This window comes from Variovorax sp. Varisp53 (assembly GCF_059491555.1).
The window spans coordinates 5,536,011-5,551,648 of sequence record NZ_CP168512.1; the positions used below are offsets into that span (position 1 = coordinate 5,536,011).

At 67.9% G+C, this 15,638-nt stretch carries 10 protein-coding genes; 4 read left to right on the forward strand and 6 right to left on the reverse strand.

What is annotated here, in order from left to right; genetic code table 11:
- Positions 1-163: 163 nt before the first annotated feature.
- On the forward strand, positions 164-1,642 hold the full coding sequence (locus tag ACEOAB_RS26020; protein WP_413749027.1) for an NAD-dependent succinate-semialdehyde dehydrogenase: 1,479 nt from the start codon (positions 164-166) through the stop codon (positions 1,640-1,642).
- 35 nt (positions 1,643-1,677) lie between these two features.
- On the opposite strand, the gene uvrA is transcribed toward ACEOAB_RS26020, so the two are convergent.
- Positions 1,678-7,509 carry an excinuclease ABC subunit UvrA gene (gene uvrA, locus ACEOAB_RS26025; protein WP_413749026.1) on the reverse strand — a complete coding sequence of 1,944 codons (5,832 nt, stop codon included), beginning with the start codon at positions 7,507-7,509 and terminating at the stop codon, positions 1,678-1,680.
- A 178-nt stretch (positions 7,510-7,687) separates the two neighbouring features.
- Between uvrA and ACEOAB_RS26030 the strand changes: the two genes are divergently transcribed.
- Complete coding sequence (locus ACEOAB_RS26030) at positions 7,688-8,803, forward strand: ABC transporter substrate-binding protein (RefSeq protein ID WP_495653194.1); 1,116 nt, start codon at positions 7,688-7,690, stop codon at positions 8,801-8,803.
- 18 nt (positions 8,804-8,821) lie between these two features.
- On the opposite strand, the gene ACEOAB_RS26035 is transcribed toward ACEOAB_RS26030, so the two are convergent.
- The 5 genes from ACEOAB_RS26035 to ACEOAB_RS26055 all read right to left on the reverse strand — a co-directional run bounded on the left by ACEOAB_RS26035 (position 8,822) and on the right by ACEOAB_RS26055 (position 12,333).
- Complete coding sequence (locus ACEOAB_RS26035; protein WP_413749024.1) at positions 8,822-8,965, reverse strand: hypothetical protein; 144 nt, start codon at positions 8,963-8,965, stop codon at positions 8,822-8,824.
- Positions 8,966-9,084: 119 nt separating this feature from the next.
- A complete protein-coding gene (locus tag ACEOAB_RS26040; RefSeq protein ID WP_007827871.1) occupies positions 9,085-10,779 on the reverse strand; it encodes an MFS transporter in 1,695 nt (564 codons plus the stop codon).
- A 170-nt stretch (positions 10,780-10,949) separates the two neighbouring features.
- Entirely contained in the window at positions 10,950-11,594 is a 645-nt protein-coding gene (locus tag ACEOAB_RS26045) for a 2-hydroxychromene-2-carboxylate isomerase (RefSeq protein WP_413749023.1), read from the reverse strand.
- Entirely contained in the window at positions 11,591-11,848 is a 258-nt protein-coding gene (locus ACEOAB_RS26050; RefSeq protein WP_413749022.1) for a DUF1289 domain-containing protein, read from the reverse strand. The genes ACEOAB_RS26045 and ACEOAB_RS26050 overlap by 4 nt, the downstream gene beginning before the upstream one ends.
- Positions 11,845-12,333 carry a YbaK/EbsC family protein gene (locus ACEOAB_RS26055; protein WP_056515999.1) on the reverse strand — a complete coding sequence of 163 codons (489 nt, stop codon included), beginning with the start codon at positions 12,331-12,333 and terminating at the stop codon, positions 11,845-11,847. Before ACEOAB_RS26055 ends, ACEOAB_RS26050 begins: the two co-directional genes overlap by 4 nt.
- Positions 12,334-12,730: 397 nt before the next feature.
- Between ACEOAB_RS26055 and nirB the strand changes: the two genes are divergently transcribed.
- A complete protein-coding gene (nirB, locus tag ACEOAB_RS26060) occupies positions 12,731-15,262 on the forward strand; it encodes a nitrite reductase large subunit NirB (RefSeq protein ID WP_413749021.1) in 2,532 nt (843 codons plus the stop codon).
- A gap of 20 nt (positions 15,263-15,282) precedes the next feature.
- On the forward strand, positions 15,283-15,624 hold the full coding sequence (nirD, locus tag ACEOAB_RS26065; RefSeq protein ID WP_495653195.1) for a nitrite reductase small subunit NirD: 342 nt from the start codon (positions 15,283-15,285) through the stop codon (positions 15,622-15,624).
- Positions 15,625-15,638: the final 14 nt, after the last annotated feature.

The following is a 15,638-nucleotide window of genomic DNA, read 5'->3' on the forward strand; positions in this document are numbered from 1 at the left end:
AGCCGATCAACGACCGCTCCGAACACGATCACGCCGATGGGGTGCCTTGCGCAGCGAAATAAAGGGGGAGGCCGCAGGCCGGAGGACATTCGCGGAGCAAGGTACCCCGTCGGCGTGATCGCACCTCCAACCTCACTTCAACCCAAATAGAACGTAGACAACCATGAACATGAAAACATCCCCCCTCGCACTGCTGAACGACCCGACCCTGCTCAAGACCGACGCCCTGATCGCGGGCGAGTGGGCAAAGGGCGCGGCCCGCTTCGACGTGAACGACCCCGCCACCGGACTGAAGCTGGTCGACGTGGCCAACCTCACGCGCGCGGACGCCGAGCTCGCCATTGCCGCGGCCGACAAGGCGCTCGCCGCTTGGCGCGGCAAGACCGGCAAGGAGCGCAGCATCGTGCTGCGCAAATGGTTCGACCTGCTGACCGCCAACACCGAAGACCTCGGCCGCCTCATGACCGCCGAGCAGGGCAAGCCCTTCGCCGAGGCCAAGGGCGAGGTCGCCTACGCCGCGAGCTTCGTCGAGTGGTTCGCCGAAGAGGCCAAGCGCGTGAACGGCGAGGTGCTGCCGCAGTTCGACAACAACCGCCGCCTGCTGGTGATGAAGCAGGCCATCGGCGTGTGCGCGGCCATCACGCCGTGGAATTTTCCGCTCGCGATGATCACCCGCAAGGTGGCACCGGCGCTGGCCGCAGGCTGCACGGTGGTCATCAAGCCGGCCGAACTCACGCCGCTCACCGCACTGGCTGCGGCCGAACTGGCTATGCGCGCGGGCATTCCGCCGGGCGTGCTCAACGTGCTCACAGCCGACAGCCAGAACAGCATCGCGATCGGCAAGGCACTGTGCGAGAGCGACGTCGTGCGCCACCTGAGCTTCACCGGCTCCACCGAGGTGGGCCGCATCCTGATGAGCCAGTGCGCGCCGACGGTCAAGAAGCTGTCGCTCGAACTGGGCGGCAACGCGCCCTTCCTGGTGTTCGACGATGCGGACGTGGACTCTGCGGTCGAGGGCGCCATGGCCAGCAAGTACCGCAATGCCGGCCAGACCTGCGTGTGCGCGAACCGGCTGTATGTGCAGGACGGCATCTACGACGCCTTCGTCGAGAAATTCGCGGCCAAGGTCAAGGCGCTCAAGGTCGGCAACGGCTTCGAGGACGGCGTGGTGCAGGGCCCGCTGATCGAGGATGCGGCCCTCGACAAGGTGCAGCGCCACGTCGACGATGCCGTCGCCAAGGGCGGCAAGGTGCTCGCGGGCGGCCACCGGATGCAGGGCCAGTTCTTCGAGCCGACCGTCGTTGCCGAAGCCACTTCCGACATGCTGTGCGCGCGCGAAGAAACCTTCGGCCCCTTCGCGCCCGTGTTCCGCTTCAAGACCGAGCAGGACGGCATCGACGCGGCGAACAACACCGAGTTCGGCCTCGCGAGCTACTTCTACACCCGCGACGTGGGCCGGATCTTCCGCGTGGCGGAAGCGCTGGAATACGGCATGGTCGGCATCAACGCCGGCGTGATCGCCACCGAGCATGTGCCGTTCGGCGGCGTGAAGCAGTCGGGCCTGGGCCGCGAGGGCTCGCACCACGGCATGGACGACTACGTGGAGATCAAGTACCTCTGCCTGGGCGACATCCAGAAGTAGGAAGAGAGGAGGGCGGGGGCAGGCCCCGCCCTGCCCTATCGCGCCAGCACCGGCGCCAGGGCCACCCCGGTGTGCGTGCCGAGCCGCACCACCTCTTCGGGCGGCGCCGCCGCGACGATGCGCCCGCCGGCGTTGCCGCCTTCGGGCCCGAGGTCGAGGATCCAGTCGGCCTCGGCGATCAGGTCGAGGTCGTGCTCGATCACCACCACGCTGTGGCCGCCGTTCACCAGCCGGTGCAGCACGTGGATCAGCTTCTCGACGTCGGCCATGTGCAGGCCCACGGTCGGCTCGTCGAGCACGTACAGCGTGTGCGGCGCCTTCTGGCCGCGGCGGGTGATGTCGTCGCGCACCTTGCTGAGCTCGGTCACCAGCTTGATGCGCTGCGCCTCGCCGCCCGACAGCGTGGGCGAGGGCTGGCCCAGCGTGAGGTAGCCGAGCCCCACGTCCTTCAGCAGCTGCAGCGGATGCGCGATGTTGGGCATGCTCGCGAAGAACTCGACGGCCTCGTCGACTTCCATCTTCAGCACGTCGCCGATGCTCTTGCCGCGCCAGCTCACGGCCAGCGTCTCCGGGTTGAAGCGCGCGCCGTGGCACACCTCGCAGGGCACCTTCACGTCGGGCAGGAAGCTCATCTCGATGGTGCGCACACCTGCGCCCTCGCAGCCTGGACAGCGGCCTTCGCCGGTGTTGAAGCTGAAGCGCGCCGGGCCGTAGCCGCGCGCCTTCGCTTCGAGCGTGTCGGCGAAGAGCTTGCGGATGGTGTCCCAGAAGCCGATGTAGGTGGCCGGGCAGCTGCGCGGCGTCTTGCCGATGGGGGTCTGGTCGACCTCGAGCACGCGGTCGATGGTCTCGTAACCCTCGACGCTGTTGCAGCCGGCCCAGGCCGGGCGCTTGCCCGCCGCATCGGCGTCGCGGCCCGCCTTGGTCATGCGCTGCACCACGATGCCCTGCACGTTGGCGAGCAGCACGTCGCGCGCGAGCGTCGACTTGCCCGAGCCGCTGACGCCGGTGACCACCACGAGGCGGTGCAACGGCAGCGTGGCCGTCACGTCCTGCAGGTTGTGCAGGTCGGCGCCGTGCACGGTGAGCCATTGGCCGCTCTCTTCGGCCTTCGGGTCGGGCGATGGAACCAGGCGCCGCTCGTGCAGCGGATGCTTGATCGCATCGCGCAGGTAGCGCCCGGTCTGCGAATCGCTCGCCTGCTGAATGTCGGCCACCGTCCCCTCGGCCACCAGCCGCCCGCCGCGCTTGCCCGCGCTCGGGCCGATGTCGATGATGTGGTCGGCGCGGCGGATGGTGTCCTCGTCGTGCTCCACCACCACCAGCGTGTTGCCCTTGTCGCCGAGCTTGTGCAGCGCGTCGAGCAGGATCTGGTTGTCGCGCGCGTGCAGGCCGATGGTCGGCTCGTCGAGTACGTAACACACGCCCTGGAGATTGCTGCCGAGCTGCGCCGCCAGGCGGATGCGCTGCGCTTCGCCGCCGGAGAGCGTGGGCGCACCGCGGTCGAGCGTGAGATAGCCCAGGCCCACCTCTTCCAGAAACTCCAGACGGCTCCTGATCTCGGGCACGAGGTCGCGCGCGATCTCGGCTTCACGGCCCGCGAGCGCCAGCCCTTCGAACCATTGCCGCACCTCGGTCACGCTCATGCGCGCAAGCTCGGTGATGCCGATGCCGCTCAGGCCGTCGGCCGGCGATGCGCCGAAGCTCACGGCGCGCGCCGTGGCGTTCAGGCGCGTGCCCTCACAGGTCGGGCAGGCGGTGTCGGCCAGGTCTTCCACCTCGGGCTCGGCGAAGGTCTGTTCGCGGCCCTTGTTGTCGTCGTCGCGGATGGAATCGTCGAAGACCTTGCGCTGGTCCTTGCTGAGCTTGACGCCAGTGCCCACGCAGTCGGGGCACCAGCCATGCTTGCTGTTGTAGCTGAACAGGCGCGGGTCGAGCTCGGCGTAGCTGGTGCTGCACACGGGGCAGGCGCGCAGCGTGGAAAACACGTTCACACGGCCGATGCCCGAGGCCGACACGCCGGCCATCATCGCGGCCTTGAGTCCGTCGAGTTCGCTCAGCACATGCACCACACCCTTGCCGTGTTCGAGCGCCTTTGCAAGCGCCTCGCGCAGTTCGGTTTCCTTCGCGGGCAGCACGTCGAGGCTGGCCACCGGCAGTTCGATGCTGTGCTCCTTGAAGCGGTCGATGCGCGGGAATCCTGTCGTCGGCAGGAAGTCGCCGTCCACGCGCAGGTGCGTGAACCCGCGCGGCCGTGCCCAGTCGGCCAGCTCGGTGTACACGCCCTTGCGGTTGCTCACCAGCGGCGCGAGCAGGCCGATGTGCTGGCCCTTGAAGTTGCGCATCAGCTGCGCGGCGATGCTGTCGGGCGTCTGCGGCTGCACCGCGGCGCCGTCGTGGATGCAGTGCTGGATGCCCAGCTTCACGTACAGCAGGCGCAGGAAGTGCCAGACCTCGGTGGTGGTGCCCACCGTGCTCTTGCGGCCACCGCGCGACAGGCGCTGCTCGATGGCCACGGTCGGCGGAATGCCGTAGACCGCGTCCACCTCGGGCCGGCCCGCCGGCTGCACGATGCTGCGCGCATAGGCGTTGAGCGATTCAAGGTATCGGCGCTGCCCTTCGTTGAACAGGATGTCGAAGGCGAGCGTCGACTTGCCCGAACCGCTCACGCCAGTCACCACGCTGAACTTGCCGCGCGGAATGTCGACGCTGAGGTTCTTCAGGTTGTGCTCGCGCGCATTGACGATCTGCACCGCATCGGCGCCCGGCGCCTTCTTCGCGTTGGCGATGTAGCGGCGCGCTGCGCGCTCGGCCACCTTGTAGGCATCGGGGCCGATCGCGAGTTCGTAGTCGGCGAGCGCGGCGCCGGTGAACGAGGCGCGGTTCTCGCGCAACTGCTCGGGCGTGCCTTGGGCCACCACCATGCCGCCGCCCTCACCGCCTTCGGGGCCAAGGTCGATGCACCAGTCGCTGGCGCGGATCACGTCGAGGTTGTGCTCGATCACGATCAGCGAATGGCCGGCGTCGAGCAGCTTGCGCAGCGCGCGCATCAGGCGCGCGATGTCGTCGAAGTGCAGGCCGGTGGTCGGCTCGTCGAACAGGAACAGCGTGCCCCGGCGCGCCACCGACTGCTTGCTCGCGGTCGCGCTCTTCGCCGCCTCTGCCAGGAAGCCCGCGAGCTTCAGGCGCTGCGCCTCGCCGCCGGAGAGCGTCGGCACGGGCTGGCCGAGCTTGACGTAGTCCAGGCCCACGTCGGAGATCGGCTGCAGCACGCGCAGCACGTCGCGGTCGGCCTCGAACACTGCCGCCGCTTCGGCCACGGTGAGGTCGAGCACGTCGGCCACGTTGTAGCTCTTGCCCTTGCGCTCCACGCGCACTTCGAGGATCTCGGGGCGGTAGCGCTTGCCGTCGCAGTCGGGGCAGCGCAAGTAGACGTCGGACAGGAACTGCATCTCGACGTGCTCGAAGCCCGAGCCGCCGCAGGTCGGGCAGCGCCCGTCGCCGGAGTTGAAGCTGAACTTGCTCGCGGTGTAGCCGCGCTGGCGCGACAGCGTGGCCGTCGCGAAGATCTCGCGGATCGCGTCCCAGGCGCCTACGTAGCTCGCGGGGTTGGAACGCGCGGTCTTGCCGATCGGCGACTGGTCGACGAAGACCACGTCGCCGAGGTGATCGGCGCCAAGCAAGCGGTCGTGCGCGCCGGGCGTTTCCGTGGCCTTGCCGAAGTGGCGCATCAGTGCAGGCGCCAGCACGTCCTGGATCAGCGTCGACTTGCCCGAGCCGCTGACACCGGTGACGCACACCAGCCGCGCGAGCGGGAACTCGACCGTGACGTTCTTCAGGTTGTGCTCGCGCACACCTTCCAGGATGAGCCGGTGCGTGTTCTCGCTCACGAGCCGCTTGAAGCCCATGCCGATCTTCTTGCGCCCGCCCAGGTACTGGCCGGTGAGCGTGTCGGCGTCGCGCAGCTGGTCGGTGGTGCCGTCGAACACGATCTGCCCGCCGCGTGCGCCGGGGCCGGGGCCCATGTCGATCACGCGGTCGGCCGCGAGCATCACGGCCGGGTCGTGCTCGACCACGACCAGCGTGTTGCCCGCATCGCGCAGGCGCAGCATGGCCTCGGTGATGCGGTTCATGTCGCGCGGATGCAGGCCGATGCTGGGCTCGTCGAGCACGAACAGCGTGTTGACCAGCGAGGTGCCGAGCGCGGTCGTGAGGTTGATGCGCTGCACCTCGCCGCCGCTCAGCGTGCGGCTCTGGCGGTCGAGCGTGAGGTAGCCGATGCCGACGTCGTGCAGGTAGCGCAGGCGGGTGGTGATTTCTTCGAAGAGGAGTTTGAGGGCCTGGGTTTCGCCCTCACCCCTACCCTCTCCCGCAAGCGGGAGAGGGAGCAAATCGCCCCCCTCGGCCGGCTGTTCGGTCTTGCCCCCTCTCCCGCTTGCGGGAGAGGGTTGGGGTGAGGGCTGCTGCCTGTCAAAGAACCGCCGCAGCCGCTCGATCGGCAACAGCATCAGGTCATGCAGGCACAACCCCGGCAGTGCCTCCAGCTGCGCCCGCGTCCATTTCGCCCCCGTGGGCATGAATCGCTTCTCGGGCGGCAACACCGCGTCTGCATCTTCCTTGCTGCCGATGCGCCAGATCAGGCTGTCGAGCTTCAGGCGCGCGCCGCTGCAGGTCGGGCATTGCGTATAGCTGCGGTACTTCGACAAGAGCACGCGGATGTGCATCTTGTAGGCCTTGCTCTCCAGGTAGCCGAAGAAGCGCCGCACGCCGTACCACTGCTTGTTCCAGTTGCCTTCCTTGTAGTTGGGCGTGCCCTCGATCACCCAGTGCTTCTGCTCCTCGGTGAGCTTGTTCCACGGCGTGTCGCGCGGAATGCCTGCCGCCTCGGCGTGGCGCATGAGGTCGTCCTGCGCTTCTTTCCACGCGGGCGTCTGGATGGTCTTGATCGCGCCGGCGCGCAGCGTGAGCTTGTCGTTCGGAATCACGAGCCCCAGGTCGACGCCGATCACGCGGCCGAAGCCGCGGCAGGTGTCACACGCGCCCACGGCCGAGTTGAACGAGAACATCGACGGGATCGGGTCGGCGTAGCGGATGTCGCTCTCGGGGCAGTGCAGGCCGGTGGAGAACTTCCACACGTCGGTCGGTGCGTTCTCTTCGGCACCGGTCGCATGCACGGTGACGCGCCCGCTGCCGCGCTTGAGCGCCACCTCGATCGCCTCGACCACGCGCGCGCGCTCGGCACCCGATGCACGGAAGCGGTCGGCCACCACGTCGAGCACCTTGCGCGGACCGGTGGGCGTGGCCACCTCGCGCTCGGCCTGCACGCGCGTGAAGCCGCTGGCCGACAGCCATTGCGTCACTTCCTCGGCCGTGGTGCTCGCGGGCAGCTCGACCGGAAAGGTGACCACGAGGCGCGGATCGCCCGCCGCGGCCGCGCGCTCGACGATCTGCGCGTAGATGCTGTCGGGCGAATCGTGGCGCACCGGCAGCGCGGTCTCGCGGTCGAACAGGTCGGCCGCGCGCGCGAACAGCAGCTTCAGGTGGTCGTTCAGCTCGGTCATGGTGCCGACCGTGGAGCGCGAGGAGCGCACCGGGTTGGTCTGGTCGATGGCGATGGCGGGCGGCACGCCCTCCACCTTGTCGACGGCCGGCTTGTCCATGCGGTCCAGGAACTGGCGCGCGTAGGCGGAGAAGGTCTCCACGTAGCGCCGCTGGCCTTCGGCATAGAGGGTGTCGAAAACGAGGCTCGACTTGCCCGAGCCGCTGGGCCCGGTGACCACGGTCATCTCGCCTGTGCGGATGTCGAGGTCGAGGTTCTGGAGGTTGTGCTGGCGCGCGCCGCGAATCCGGATGGAGCCCTGTGTCATGAGTGCCTTGGGGGGTGGGGCAAACATTCTAGGGAGTGGCCCATGACGGGTTCGTGCACTACTTCACAAGGTCGGTGGCTTCGCAGGGGTTTGTCCGGATGGAGTCGAAGACACTTTTAGAAACAAATAGCACATTTGTTTTCGATTGCTTCCAAGCATGTCGAGAGGAGACGTTTTCATGAAGAAGATGACGCGCACGCTGTGTGCCGCCGCGCTGCTGGCACTGTCGGCGGCCGGAGCTCCGGCGCAGATCCTGATCGGCCAGACCGCCGGCATGACCGGCTCGGTGGCCGCGGGCGTGAACGAGACCATCGGCGGCGCCCAGCTGGTGATCGATGCGGTCAATGCCCAGGGTGGCATCCACGGCGAGAAGATCGAGATGATCCGCATGGACGACGCCTTCGACGTCAAGCGCGCCAGCGAGAACGCCCGCGTGCTGATCGAGGACAAGAAGGTGCTGGCGCTCTTCATGAGCCGCGGCACGCCGCACTCGCAGGCCATCATCCCGTGGCTCGACAAGTACGACGTGGCGCTCATCGGCCCCTCGACGGGCGCGATGGTGCTGCACAAGCCGCTGCAGAAGCACGTGTTCAACGTGCGCGCCACCTACCAGCGCGAGGCCGAGAAGGCGGTGCAGCACCTGCTGACCATCGGCCTCACGCGCATCGCGGTGGTGCATGTGACCGACTCGTTCGGCGCGGACGCGCTCGAGGGCGCGATGACCGGCTTCACCAAGGGCAAGGCCAAGCCGGTCGTGACCATTCCGGCCGACCGCGAGAAGCCCGACTACAAGTCCATCGTGCCGGCCATCAAGGATGCCGATGCACAGGCCGTGGTGTGGATCGGCTCGGGCGTCGCCGTGGTGGACGGCATCAAGGCGCTGCGCGCCGCGGGCTCCGCGGCGCAGGTGGTCACGCTGTCGAACAACGCTTCGTCGGGCTTCATCAAGCAGCTGGGCGACGCGAGCCGCGGCGTGATCGTGACGCAGGTGTTCCCGAACGAGCGCTCACTCGGCCAGCCGATGGTGAAGGAAGCCCTGGCCCTCGCGCAGGCCAAGGGCCAGGCCGAACTGTCGCCGGCCACGCTCGAAGGCTTCGCCGAGGCGAAGGTGCTGGTGGAGGCGCTGCGCCGCGCGGGGCCCAAGCCCACGCGCGCAAAGATCGTGGCGGCGCTCGACAGCCTGCGGGGCTACGACCTCGGCGGCGGGCTCGAAGTGAGCTACTCGCCGCAGGACCACAGCGGCATCGATTTCGCGGACCTGTCGATCATCAGCGACGGCAAGTTCAAGCGCTGACCGCCGCGCGGCGCCTTCTTACTTCGGCGCGGCTGGCGCCGTTTCGTGCGCCGCGTCGCCGCCGTGCTTCTCGCCCGACATGTCGACCTTGTCGCCGGCCTTGGAAATCACGAACAGAGCGATGGCGGCAAAGACGATGAAGCCGACGACGAGTTTCCACATGGGTGTTGTCTCCTGACGAGGTTGATTCAAGGGGCTCAAGAAAAAGGCTTCATGCGGTTGGCATGAAGCCTCTTTGTTGAACGGAGGGCGGATGGCGCCCTCCTCTGCGCGAGCAGCGATCAGTCGTTGGCGTAGATGTCCACGTTCTTCGTTTCGCGAATGAAGAGCGTGCCCACCACCAGCGTGACGCCGGCGATGATGATCGGATACCAGAGGCCGTTGTACATGTTGCCGGTGGAGGCCACGATGGCGAAAGCGGTGGTCGGCAGCAGGCCGCCGAACCAGCCGTTGCCGATGTGGTACGGCAGGCTCATCGAGGTATAGCGGATGCGCGTGGGGAAGAGTTCCACCAGCATCGCGGCGATCGGGCCGTAGACCATGGTCACCAACAGCACCAGCCAGAACAGCAGCAGCACTGTCAGCACCTTGTTCATCTTCGCGGGGTCGGCCTTGGCCGGGTAGCCCGCGACCTTCAGGTCTTCGGCCACGCTCTTCTTGAAGGCGGCGATTTCCTTGGCGGAGCCCTCGTCGAACTTGGAGTTCACGACGTTGCCGACGGGCGCCTCGACCGACTTGTCGCCGATCTTCACGACGGCCTTCGAACCCGGCGCGCCGGCCACGTTCTCATAGCTCACCGAGTTCTGCACCAGGTAGCGCTTGGCGATGTCGCACGAGCTCCTGAAGTCGATCTCGCGGGCCACCGGGTTGCCCTGGAACGAGCAGGTCGCCGGGTCGGCCGTCACCGTGACGCCGGCCGTGGCCTGTGCACGGGCCAGGTCGGGGTTGGCGGCTTCGGTCAGCATCTTGAAGACCGGGAAGTAGGTGACCACGGCCAACAGGCAGCCGGCCATGATGATCGGCTTGCGGCCGATCTTGTCGGACAGCGTTCCGAAGACCACGAAGAACGGCGTGCCGATCAGCAACGCGGCGGCGATCATCAGGTTGGCCGTGGTCGCATCGACCTTGAGCTGCGCCGTCAGGAAGAACAGCGCATAGAACTGGCCCGAATACCAGACCACCGCCTGGCCTGCCGTGAGGCCGACCAGCGCCAGGATCACGATCTTGAGGTTCTTCCACTGGCCGAAGGATTCGGACAGCGGCGCCTTCGAGGTCTTGCCCTCGGCCTTCATCTTCTGGAAGGCCGGCGACTCGGACAGCGACAGGCGGATCCACACCGACACGCCGAGCAGCAGGATCGACACCAGGAACGGAATGCGCCAGCCCCAGTCGTTGAACACCGCTTCGCCCATGCCTTCGCGAACGCCCAGGATCACCAGCAGGCTCAGGAACAGGCCGAGCGTGGCGGTGGTCTGGATCCACGAGGTGTAGGCGCCGCGCTTGCCGTGCGGCGAGTGCTCGGCCACGTAGGTGGCGGCACCGCCGTACTCGCCGCCGAGCGCGAGGCCCTGCAGCATGCGCAGCGCGATCAGGATCACCGGCGCAGCGACGCCGATGGTCGCGTAGCTGGGCAGCAGGCCGACGATGAAGGTCGACAGGCCCATGATCAGGATCGTCACCAGGAAGGTGTACTTGCGCCCGATCATGTCGCCCAGGCGGCCGAACACGATGGCGCCGAACGGACGCACCAGGAAGCCCGCGGCGAACGCCAGCAGCGCGAAGATGAAGGCCGCGCCCGCATCGAGGCCGCTGAAGAACTGCTTCGCGATGATCGCGGCGAGCGAACCGTAGAGATAGAAGTCGTACCACTCGAACACGGTGCCGAGCGAGGAGGCGAAGATGACCTTCTTCTCCTCCGAGGACATGGGCCGGGGGGCCGGATGCGGCACTCCCCGTGAATCTAGTGTGGCTGCCATTGCGTCGTCTCCTGTGTGTGTGCGTTCATGCGGCGCCCGACAGTTTCGGGACCGTGAGGCATTCTTGGAGGCGCGACTGACCCGAGCCTTGCGCGAAACTGAACCGGCGCTTACGGTTTAAGGTGAAACCCGTGGGGCGCGTTTCAGGTTGTAAGAAATCCGGGGGTCGCTCAGTTTTTGCTGCTGCGCAGCAGGGACGGGCGCTGGTCCGCCGACGTCCATTGCGGGCCGTCGAACCACGCATCGCCCGACAGGTAGGCGCGCAGCATCTGCAGGCCGTCGAAGCCCCAGAACAGGCGGCCGTCGACCACATAGGCGGGCGTGCCGAACACGCCGAGCTGCAGGGCCTCGTCGGTGTTGCGCTTGAGCAGGGCCTTGCTCTCGTCGCTGTTCGCGTCGCGCTTCGGCGCCAGCTGCGCGGCGAGCGCGGCAAGGCGCGCGGCGTCGCCCGCGTCTTCGCCGCCGCGCCACACATGGCGGAAGATGGTCTCCGCCACGAGGCGGCTGATGCTGCCGTCGTCGCTCGTCGACACCGCCAGCCGCAGGTGAGGCAGCGGGTTGTAAGGGTGCGAGGCGGGCATCTCGATCTCGATGCCGTTCGTGTGGCCCAGCCAGAGCACGTGGCGGTAGGTCCAGCTGCGCTTCGACGGAATCTCCGCCGGCCCGAGCTGGCCGTGCTGCTTGAGCAGCGCCCCCAGCAGCACGGGCTTGTAGGCCACGCTGCAGCTCAGGCCTTCGAGCGCCTCCGGCAGGTGCTCGAACGCGAGGTGCGCGTAGGGCGAGATGAAGTCGAGATAGAAGTCGATGTGCTTCATGCGGTGTTGTCTCCGGGAGCGCGCCAGATGCCGGCCCGCGCACGCAACTCTATCGCGCGCCACACGTGGCGCCGCGTTTCGTCTTCCATCCGGCTCCAGCCGGCGATCTCGGGGATGGTGCGCAAACACCCTTCGCAGAAGCCGCTGAGGCGGTCCATTCGGCACACGGAGGAGCACGGCGAGGGCACGTCTTCGGCCATGGCCTGCACGGCCACGGCGCGCTCGGCCAAGGTCTCGGCCTCGTCGAAGTTCACACCACGTCCGCCACCGGCGCGCCGGTGAGCTTCTCGAGATCGTGCGGGCGCAGCTGGAACACCGCATGCGGATGGCCCGCGGCCGCCCAGATCTCCTCGAAGCGGAACAGTTCGCGGTCGATCAGCACCACGGGCTTGGTCACGTGCCCGACCGGCGAGACGCCGCCGATGGTGAAGCCGGTGCGCGCCTTCACGAAGTCGGCGTCGGCGCGGCCGGTCTTGCCGACCAGCGCATCGACCTTCTTCTCGTCGACGCGCTTGTCGCCCGAGGTGATGACCAGCACCGCCGCCTCGTCGCTCTTGCGTCGGAAGATGATGCTCTTGGCGATCTGGCCGACCGAGATGCCGAGGGCGTCGGCCGCCTGCTGCGCGGTGCGGCAGGCGTCGTCGAGCATGCGCGGCGAATGGGGATGGCCGGCGTCCTGGAGTACGCGCGAGACGCGCTGGACACCGTCGGGAAGGGAATGGAGTTCGGAGCCGCACATGGCAGGTTCAGCAGGTTCAGGGTTCATCGAGGTCCCAGAGCATACGGAAAAGCCTGCGCCGCCGCCCGGGCGCACCAATGCGGAGAGCCTCGCGACGCCACGGCGCACGACGCCCGTGCGTCCGGCGCCGGGCCCGGGGCGGTTTCGGTGCGCAACCGGCCGGCCAGGGTGGCCGCGGCGCTTTTTTGATCCGGCATGGATATTGCTCATCCCCCGGTTCACAGTGCCTCCGCTAACGACGGCGGGGTTCAAGCGAGCTGGCGGCCGGCAAGCCGCGAGCTCGTCTGCTCCAACCCAATTTCGCATCCGTTCCGTCGCGGAGGCCCACTGCCGCTGTCTGCCCAGACAGTGACCGGCGGGCCGCAGCTTCCAGGGCCGGCTGCGTGCAGGACCCCCAATGAAGATCGCAGTCATCGGCCACGGCATGGTCGGCCACAAGTTCCTCGAGCAGCTCCACGAGCTCGGCGTCGCGAACGCACAAGTCACCGTGCTTTGCGAGGAGCCCCGCCCGGCGTACGACCGGGTTCACCTCTCCGAGTTCTTCGCCGGCAAGACGGCGGAAGACCTGTCGCTCGTCGAGCCGGGCTTCTTCGAGCGCAGCGGCTTCACGCTGCGCCTGGCCGCGCGGGCGGTGGCCATCGAGCGGCGCAACAACACCGTCACCACGGCCGACGGCGAAGTGGTGCACTACGACAAGCTGGTGCTTGCGACGGGCTCCTTCCCCTTCGTGCCCGCCGTGCCGGGCCGCGACCGCCCGAACTGCTTCGTCTACCGCACCATCGAGGACCTCGAGGCCATGAAGGCCTGCGGCGCCCGCTCGAAGAGCGGCGTGGTCGTCGGCGGCGGCCTGCTGGGCCTGGAATGCGCCAAGGCGCTGCGCGACATGGGCCTCGAAACCCACGTGGTGGAGTTCGCGCCGCGCCTGATGGCCGTGCAGGTCGACGAAGGCGGCGGCCGCGCCCTGCGCAACAGCATCGAGGCGATGGGCCTGCACGTGCACACCGGCCGCAACACGGTGGAGATCACCGACGGTGCGACCGCCCGCCACCGCATGGTGTTCGCCGACGGCACGCACCTGGAAACCGACATGATCGTGTTCTCCGCCGGCATCCGTCCGCGCGACGAACTGGCGCGCCAGAGCGTGCTGGCCGTCGGCCCGCGCGGCGGCGTGGCGGTGGACAGCCACTGCCGCACCAGCGACCGCAACATCTACGCGATCGGCGAATGCGCGTCGTGGAACGAGCAGACCTTCGGCCTCGTCGCGCCGGGCTACGACATGGCCCGCGTGGCCGCCAAACACATCGCCGGCCAGGACGACGCCGCCTTCACCGGCGCCGACATGAGCACCAAGCTCAAGCTGATGGGCGTGGACGTGGCGAGCATCGGCGACGCGCACGGCAAGACGCCGAAGTCGCGCGCCTACCAGTACGTCGACGAGCGCAAGCAGATCTACAAGAAGATCGTCGTCAGCGAGGACGGCAAGCAGCTGCTGGGCGCGGTGCTGGTCGGCGACGCCACCGAGTACGGCACGCTGCTGCAGATGGCGCTCAACGGCATCGCGCTGCCTGCCGACCCCGAGTTCCTGATCCTGCCGTCGAGCGACGGCAAGGCCAAGCCGGGCCTGGGCGTCGATGCGCTGCCCGACAGCGCGCAGATCTGCTCGTGCAACAGCGTCACCAAGGGCCGGATCTGCGAGGCCGTGGGCGAGGGCGCGTGCACCGTCGCCGAGCTGAAGGCCTGCACCAAGGCCGGCGCCACCTGCGGCGGCTGCGTGCCGCTGGTCACGCAGGTGATGAAGATGGAGATGTCCAAGCGCGGCATGGCGGTCAACAACCACCTGTGCGAGCACTTCCCCTACTCGCGCCAGGAGCTGTACCACCTGATTCGCGTGGGCGAGATCCGCAGCTTCGCCGACCTGCTGGCAAAGCACGGCAAGGGCCTGGGCTGCGACATCTGCAAGCCGACGGCCGCGAGCATCTTCGCGTCCTGCTGGAACGAGTTCGTGCTGAAGAAGGACCTGGCCAGCCTGCAGGACAGCAACGACTACTTCCTCGGCAACATCCAGAAGGACGGCACCTACTCGGTGGTGCCGCGCATGCCGGGCGGCGAGGTCACGCCCGACGGGCTGATCGCGGTGGGGCAGGTGGCGAAGAAATACGGCCTGTACACCAAGATCACCGGCGGTGCGCGCGTGGACATGTTCGGTGCGCGCGTCGAGCAGCTGCCCGCGATCTGGGAAGAACTGATCGCGGCCGGCTTCGAGTCGGGCCATGCCTACGGCAAGTCGCTGCGCACGGTGAAGAGCTGCGTCGGCTCCACCTGGTGCCGCTACGGCGTGGACGACAGCGTGGGCCTGGCCGTGGAACTGGAGAACCGCTACAAGGGCCTGCGCGCGCCGCACAAGATCAAGTTCGGCGTGTCGGGCTGCACCCGCGAATGCGCGGAAGCGCAAGGCAAGGACGTCGGCATCATCGCCACCGACAAGGGCTGGAACCTCTACGTGTGCGGCAACGGCGGCATGAAGCCGCGCCATGCCGAACTGCTCGCGAGCGACCTCACCAAGGCCGAGCTGATCCGGCTGATCGACCGCTTCCTGATGTTCTACGTGCGCACGGCCGACCGCCTGCAGCGCACCAGCACGTGGCGCGAGAACCTCGAGGGCGGCCTCGACTACCTCAAGGGCGTGCTGCTGCAGGACACGCTGGGCCTGGGCGACGAGCTGGAAACGCAGATGCAGCGCGTCGTCGACACCTACCAGTGCGAATGGAAGACCGCGGTGAACGACCCGGTCACGCGCCAGCGCTTCCGCTCCTTCGTCAACAGCGAGAAGCCGGACGAGCACATCGTGTTCGTGCAGGAGCGCGGCCAGATCCGCCCCGCCCGCGCGGAAGAGCGCGGCGAAGCCGCCTCCGACGTCTCGATGGCCTGAAGAACATCCAAGGAAATCCCATGACCCAAGACAACCTCCAGTGGACCCCGGTGTGCGCGGCCACCGACATCCTGCCCGACACCGGCGTGTGCGCGCTGGTCGACGGCGTGCATGTCGCGATCTTCAGCGTGGGCCATGAGCAGGCGCTGTTCGCCATCGACAACGTCGACCCGAAGGCGGGGGCCAGCGTGCTGTCGCGCGGGCTGGTCGGCAGCCTGGGCGAGCGCATCGTCGTGGCTTCGCCGCGCTACAAGAACCACTTCGACCTGCGCAGCGGCGAATGCCTGGAAGCGCCCGAGCACTCGGTGCGCGCGCATGCCGTGCGCGTGCAGGAAGGCCGCGTGCTCGTCGCGCTGGCTTGAGGTCCCAGTCTCCC

Coding starts and splice junctions, on each gene's coding strand:
- ACEOAB_RS26020 (WP_413749027.1), top strand. CDS start 164: ATGAACATGAAAACATCCCCCCTCGCACTGCTGAACGACCCGACCCTG.
- uvrA (WP_413749026.1), bottom strand. CDS start 7,509: ATGACACAGGGCTCCATCCGGATTCGCGGCGCGCGCCAGCACAACCTC.
- ACEOAB_RS26030 (WP_495653194.1), top strand. CDS start 7,688: ATGAAGAAGATGACGCGCACGCTGTGTGCCGCCGCGCTGCTGGCACTG.
- ACEOAB_RS26035 (WP_413749024.1), bottom strand. CDS start 8,965: ATGTGGAAACTCGTCGTCGGCTTCATCGTCTTTGCCGCCATCGCTCTG.
- ACEOAB_RS26040 (WP_007827871.1), bottom strand. CDS start 10,779: ATGGCAGCCACACTAGATTCACGGGGAGTGCCGCATCCGGCCCCCCGG.
- ACEOAB_RS26045 (WP_413749023.1), bottom strand. CDS start 11,594: ATGAAGCACATCGACTTCTATCTCGACTTCATCTCGCCCTACGCGCAC.
- ACEOAB_RS26055 (WP_056515999.1), bottom strand. CDS start 12,333: ATGTGCGGCTCCGAACTCCATTCCCTTCCCGACGGTGTCCAGCGCGTC.
- nirB (WP_413749021.1), top strand. CDS start 12,731: ATGAAGATCGCAGTCATCGGCCACGGCATGGTCGGCCACAAGTTCCTC.
- nirD (WP_495653195.1), top strand. CDS start 15,283: ATGACCCAAGACAACCTCCAGTGGACCCCGGTGTGCGCGGCCACCGAC.